General features: G+C 35.0%; 7 protein-coding genes and 1 pseudogene. 3 read left to right on the top strand and 5 right to left on the bottom strand.

The features are described from left to right. Window positions 1–514, top strand: a pseudogene (locus AC1DWN_RS26970) (aminoglycoside adenylyltransferase domain-containing protein); the annotation flags it as partial. A gap of 196 nt (window positions 515–710) precedes the next feature. On the opposite strand, the gene AC1DWN_RS26965 reads toward AC1DWN_RS26970, so the two are convergent. From AC1DWN_RS26965 to AC1DWN_RS26955, 3 genes are all read right to left on the bottom strand, one after another. Further along, the gene (locus tag AC1DWN_RS26965) at window positions 711–1,106 is read right to left on the bottom strand and encodes a hypothetical protein (protein WP_477561973.1); all 396 of its coding nucleotides are present in this window, start codon (window positions 1,104–1,106) and stop codon (window positions 711–713) included. A 249-nt stretch (window positions 1,107–1,355) separates the two neighbouring features. Next, window positions 1,356–1,766 (bottom strand): hypothetical protein, encoded by a 411-nt coding sequence (locus AC1DWN_RS26960; protein WP_477561972.1) that lies wholly within the window; start codon window positions 1,764–1,766, stop codon window positions 1,356–1,358. Between the two features lie 186 nt (window positions 1,767–1,952). Next, window positions 1,953–2,441, bottom strand: a complete 489-nt coding sequence (locus AC1DWN_RS26955; protein ID WP_477561971.1) for an NUDIX hydrolase — start codon at window positions 2,439–2,441, stop codon at window positions 1,953–1,955. Window positions 2,442–2,682: 241 nt separating this feature from the next. Between AC1DWN_RS26955 and AC1DWN_RS26950 the strand changes: the two genes are divergently transcribed. Together AC1DWN_RS26950 and AC1DWN_RS26945 are read left to right on the top strand one after the other, a co-directional pair. After that, window positions 2,683–3,000, top strand: coding sequence for a PadR family transcriptional regulator (locus AC1DWN_RS26950; RefSeq protein WP_477561970.1), 318 nt, complete (start codon window positions 2,683–2,685; stop codon window positions 2,998–3,000). Continuing rightward, on the top strand, window positions 2,987–3,556 hold the full coding sequence (locus tag AC1DWN_RS26945) for a DUF2812 domain-containing protein (RefSeq protein WP_477561969.1): 570 nt from the start codon (window positions 2,987–2,989) through the stop codon (window positions 3,554–3,556). Before AC1DWN_RS26950 ends, AC1DWN_RS26945 begins: the two co-directional genes overlap by 14 nt. A 521-nt stretch (window positions 3,557–4,077) precedes the next feature. On the opposite strand, the gene AC1DWN_RS26940 is transcribed toward AC1DWN_RS26945, so the two are convergent. After that, the gene (locus AC1DWN_RS26940; RefSeq protein WP_477561968.1) at window positions 4,078–4,419 is read right to left on the bottom strand and encodes a hypothetical protein; all 342 of its coding nucleotides are present in this window, start codon (window positions 4,417–4,419) and stop codon (window positions 4,078–4,080) included. Between the two features lie 190 nt (window positions 4,420–4,609). Beyond that, on the bottom strand, window positions 4,610–5,035 hold the full coding sequence (locus AC1DWN_RS26935; protein ID WP_477561967.1) for a hypothetical protein: 426 nt from the start codon (window positions 5,033–5,035) through the stop codon (window positions 4,610–4,612). Between the last annotated feature and the right edge of the window lie 414 nt (window positions 5,036–5,449).

Below are 5,449 nucleotides of genomic sequence, written 5' to 3'. Positions count from 1 at the left end.
GAAAAGCAGATTCTGTGAGACCACTTGAAGTCACGATTATAAACCATAGCGATATTGTACCTTGGCGATAACTACCAAGAAATAAATTTACCTATGGTGAGTGGCTCAGGAGTGATTTTGAGAAAGGACAAATCTAGGAACCAACCTATGACCCTGATTTAGCTATTGTTTTAGCACAAGCGAGAAAGAATAGCATTTCTCTATTTGGTCCTGATGCTTYAGATATTCTTGACCCCAGAGTGATTAAGGAGTCTTTACCTGGGTTGATTGAGGGTATCAAAGGTGATGAGCGTAATGTGATTTTAACCTTGGCTCGAATGTGGCAAACAGTGTCTATCGATGAAATTTCTCTAAAAGATGTGGCTGCAGAATGGGCTTTATCTCGTCTGTCCAAAGAATATTCGACATTACTCAACTTAGCCAGAAAAGCATATCGATAAGTGGGAAGGACTGGATACCGAAGTCACTCGTTAATCATATGAAAAACTCTATAGAATCTTATCTTATCACTTAACTGAAATTTTATTCCTTTTAAGAGCGCGTTTGTTGAAGATCAACAGTAGAAAATAATCAAACTTTTTTATAAAAATTATACAATACTTTACAAAGAAAGGATCCATTTTGATCAATCATTTTTTCAAAACGGATTCTTTTTATTTATCATAAAATATGGGCTTGGGAGATGCTTTTACTCAAACTTTATTCAAAACCTACATTTCAGCATCAACTTGAACATAAAAAACAAATTCGGGATTCATCCCATTCATAATTTCGAAGATACGCTTAGCAAGGTCTTTAACCTTGTTTTCTTTCATCCCTTTGAAGAGAGCGACACTTACAATGCCTTGATAAATTAGACTCTCAATAATAACCACACTTTGTTTTTCTTTATACTCTTCAACAAAATTAGAATATAAGCTGATTACTTTAGAAGTAAAATCTTCGGACTCTTCGTCAGAACTTAAAGAATTTATAGCTGGTGTATTAATAAATAATGGGTTATCAGAGCTTGTTAAGGAAAAGTTTATTGTTGATATTAAGGGCAGATAATTTTTCAGATATGAATGTTGATGTTGTGGACTTACCCGAACCTGGCATACCATCAATGATTATGATTCTATTCTTTTGCATGTAATGTAGCTCTCCCCCTTTAAATAATCCTACAATTAGAAATACTATTTTTAGTTTAAAAACTCCATAATTTTTTGTTGTTTAATTGCGCTATCCTGCCCGTTAGCTTAATGATAATCTCCTCTGTGTTCCTCTAGACTAACTCACAAGAATAGCACGATAAATATGCAAGCAGCATAGAAAAAGCACCATCGAATGATGATGCCTTTTTTCAATAACAATCCTCATTTATCAGAGACAATAATAGTATGTGTAGCAGTGGTATTATTGGACTTATCTTCAAGTACCAGTCTATAGTTACCGGATTTATCATAATGTTGTTGTTTACTCAATCCATCGGATGATAAAGATTCTTCATAAGAAAGAACATTCTCATATATTCCTTCTGCATCCATTTTCTCTAATGTAACATGAATTACATCATATGGATTTGCAACAATAGTATAAGTGAGATGATTTGAACTCGAAGTTGGTTTTGCAGTTACAACATTATTGTTTGAGATTACATTATTAATTGATGATTTCACTTGAGAAACAACTTGGCTATCATTTGTTAATTGTTGTGAGTTAGCATTTCCGATATGTAACAAAGCAAGTATTGCAACTCCAATAGAACTAATCAATATGTCTTTCACATCCCACCACATCCTTCACCCACATATTACCATTAAATCAACACCAATAACAGTTGTAATTCAGCTATACTGCTCGTTACTCCAATGAAAAAAGCAGGCTACCGTAGTGCCTGCTCATCAATGTTCATTATTCAACTAAAGTTACCCGTTAGTGCAAAGATTCTTAAAACACGAGCCCTCGTACAACTAAACACGCCTTTGAAGCTTGATATTACATTCTGACGTTGTCGCTGTGACGTACTCTATATAATTCACAGAGCCGTTAAAGTTCAAATAAGCTTCATAACGCATGCGGATTGCAGGTAAAGTAATCAAATCCAGAACATTTTCCTTTGGAACCCACCTGCACTCGCTCGTTTCATCAGAAGTAGCTAACTCTCCACCCACAGCTTTGCACACGAAATCAAACATAACCTTCGTAGGAACATCAGTCACACCGTCATACCACTTATGGATCGCTGTATTCGAAACAACACTAATTAAATGGCTAACAGTGGCTTCTATTCCACTTTCCTCTTTGATTTCACGAATCACGCCATCAATCAGGTTTTCTCCAACTTCAGTTATCCCACCAGGATACACCCAACCATCGTCATGGGCTTTTACTAATAGGATATTTCCATTTCCATCTTCTACAATTCCGCCTGCCGATACAATATGTGTCGGAAACGCCATTTCACGACCTCCTAATACGGTATAGTTGTATATTTATTCCACGTGGTTTCTGTATTTTCCTGCTTTCGTGAATTTATATGCTTGAAGGTACTCACGAAACGATTGAACTATCCTGCCCGTTAGTTTAACGCCCAGCGAGTTCCTTTGACTAATTTTGAAAATGTTGTTGACTATTCAGTTGAACTGCATTATGTTATTATTAAGTTGAACTATATAGCTGAACTGAATAGAGGGTGAGGATATGAAACATAAGTTATTACCATTGTCTGAAACCATGCATTATATTTTATTAGCTCTGCGTGAGCCACTCCATGGCTATGCCGCAATGCAGAAGATAGAAAAGATAAGTAACGGTACTGTTATTTTAGCAGCTGGTACATTATACGGTGCGATTGAAAACTTGAATAAGCATGGTTGGATTGAACCTGTTGGAGAGTCAGGTCGGAGAAAAGTTTATATGATAACTGCGGAAGGAAGCGCCATTTTGAAAATGGAACAAAACAGGTTATTGCATATTTTATCCCTGTACGAAGGAAGTGAATCGAATGAAGAAATTTAAGATATTTTTTGATATTGAAAAAGAGGAGCAATGGCTGAACGAGCAATTACAAAAAGGCTATCGTTGTACAAATATTAGTGGATTAGGAATATACACTTTCGAAAAAACCGACAAGAGATATGTGATGCGACTGGATTATCAAGATTATTTATCAAATAAAAAGTTCAAAGATTACAAAGGGATATATGAAGACTTCGGTTGGATTTATATAAATGGCTCCTGGCTTGGTGGAATTCGATATTGGCAAAAAGAAGATGATGATCAAAATGAAATCTTCTCGGATCGCCAATCAAAGAGTAATTATTATAAAAGATTGATGGGTTATTCATCTGGTTTAGGTATACTGTTATTGTCTTTTTCTTATATGCTTTACAAGGATTCAGGTTTATATTTAGCTGAAGGTCTTTGGAGTATGAAAGGTGCATTATTTTGGAAAGCATTTTTATTTGAAACTCCATTTGCCCTTTTGAGGTTGCTTCCCGCCCTTATGATTGTTTTCTTTGGTAGCAGTTTCTATAAAGCTTATCGAAAGTATTCAATGTTAAAAGAAAAATAATGCGAGGAGGTTAATTATGAACTTTTTTTAATTCAAAGAAGTAATTGAGGATAATGTATCTTCCAGGATCGGGCGCGATTGTAGAACAACACAGGTAGAAAATGATCTATCTTTTTATAAAAATTGTATAGTACTTCACAAAGAATGACCCCGTTTTGATCAATCTTTTTTCAAAACGAGGTCTTTTTATTTAACGGAAAATATGAGTTTACGACGTATTTTTAATCAAACTTTATTACAAAGCAACAACATCTGTACAAAATCTCTTATTTTGTGAGCATGTTACCTCGTAGATACCAAAAAGCACTAAACGAACAGAACGGCCATACAAGCCAYTTTCCCTTTATGATCGAATTGAAGACCTATAAAAAGAAAATGGCTTGTATGGCCGTTAATATTCTTCTGAAAAGGTTTTGTGTGTAGACATGTTCATAAAAATGGGGGTTTTATTCAAATATCCGTTATTGAGCTATTCGTTACCCGTTAGTTGAATATAAAGTGTAAATTCTTGAGTAATTCATTTAATCATTTGAATCGAACTCATAAATAGGGTTTATGCACCTCAAAATGTTGACAATTGCATTATTATATCCAGACATTTTTTCTGTTTCCTTATCATCACTAAATACCTTGTTTTCGAATTTTACTGACAGCATGCGAATAATGCTTAGATACTTATTTACAAATTCGTTTTCGTCCATTAGCTTCACATCAACCAACATTTCATCGTAAGCAAGCAGCTCGCCTTCATTATCATACTGAAACTCTAACTTATCGAATATGTTATTCGTTTTTATGAAATATATTTTCCTTTCAATAATATCAACAATGGTAAACTGCATCATTCTTTTGGGTTCAAGCATGTACTCACCCTTTCATCATAGCTAACATTTACTTAAGCTATTCTGCCAATTATTTGAGAAAAGACTGCCTGCGGAAGCCTTAATGAATTGAACTATCGTTCCCCGTTAGCGTAACGTCGACAGTGAATAAACTTTGGGAACAATACCCAACTTTTTATTGAAGTTGAGGAATTGGAGGGGCATATGCATCTCATTTTTCACAAAAGATCGTCAAGTCAGCAACTGCTCCTTCAACTGTTTTGAGTCCTTGCTCTGGATAATGAGATAAAATTTCAGCCACCGCTTCTATTAGAGTTGGGAAGGTTTTTAATTCTTCCTCTCCATTCAGAAGGCCTTTATAGATTGTGTATTCATAATCTCTGTATTCGATTTTATTTTGTTCAATGTAATAGTTATACAGCCACCCTCCTTTTTTCAAATATGTGAAGGTGTTAGTAACAATGTACTCTACATCTGTGCTGTCATGTTCTAAAAGCACTCTCATTCTTTCCATAACCTCTCTACACTTCGCAAATTTAGTTGGGTCTTTATCAATCTTTCCATTTAGCATATCCATCTCAAGGGCACGCATGTCTTCCCAAGTGCGAACTGATCTATATATTTCAAATGAATTCATTTTTTTGATTCCTCCTACCTCTTTACTATTGGGAATGTTACCCGAAAATATTTGGAAACGGCTATTCATGCAATTCCGAAATAGCATCCTGACATGTCCACGATTAAATACAACCTTACTTTGTATAATATAGTATTCGAAAAGGACATTGCACTATCCTGCCCGTTAGCTTAACAAATAAAGGGAGTAGCTGCCGCAGCAAACTGCCCCTTATTTGTTCAACTAACGTTCCCCGTTAGCGTAATGAAGAAGACTTTTTTCTGTACCTGAAATAATACCACCCTGAACTAAAAGCAATAACAATATGTAAAAGGTAAGGGTAGTATTCTATGCGTTTTCCCACAACTATAATCTGGTCGATTATTAAATAACTCCATATCAACTGATAAATAAAATTAGCAAGCAAAATAGGAT

The sequence above is a fragment of the Paenibacillus sp. P4_A7 genome, assembly GCF_056402455.1.
The sequence above is the reverse complement of the archived record's forward strand: the minus strand, read 5'-3'. Positions and strand labels throughout refer to the sequence as shown.

Coding starts and splice junctions, on each gene's coding strand:
- AC1DWN_RS26945 (WP_477561969.1), top strand. CDS start 2,987: ATGAAGAAATTTAAGATATTTTTTGATATTGAAAAAGAGGAGCAATGG.
- AC1DWN_RS26950 (WP_477561970.1), top strand. CDS start 2,683: ATGAAACATAAGTTATTACCATTGTCTGAAACCATGCATTATATTTTA.
- AC1DWN_RS26940 (WP_477561968.1), bottom strand. CDS start 4,419: ATGCTTGAACCCAAAAGAATGATGCAGTTTACCATTGTTGATATTATT.
- AC1DWN_RS26955 (WP_477561971.1), bottom strand. CDS start 2,441: ATGGCGTTTCCGACACATATTGTATCGGCAGGCGGAATTGTAGAAGAT.
- AC1DWN_RS26935 (WP_477561967.1), bottom strand. CDS start 5,035: ATGAATTCATTTGAAATATATAGATCAGTTCGCACTTGGGAAGACATG.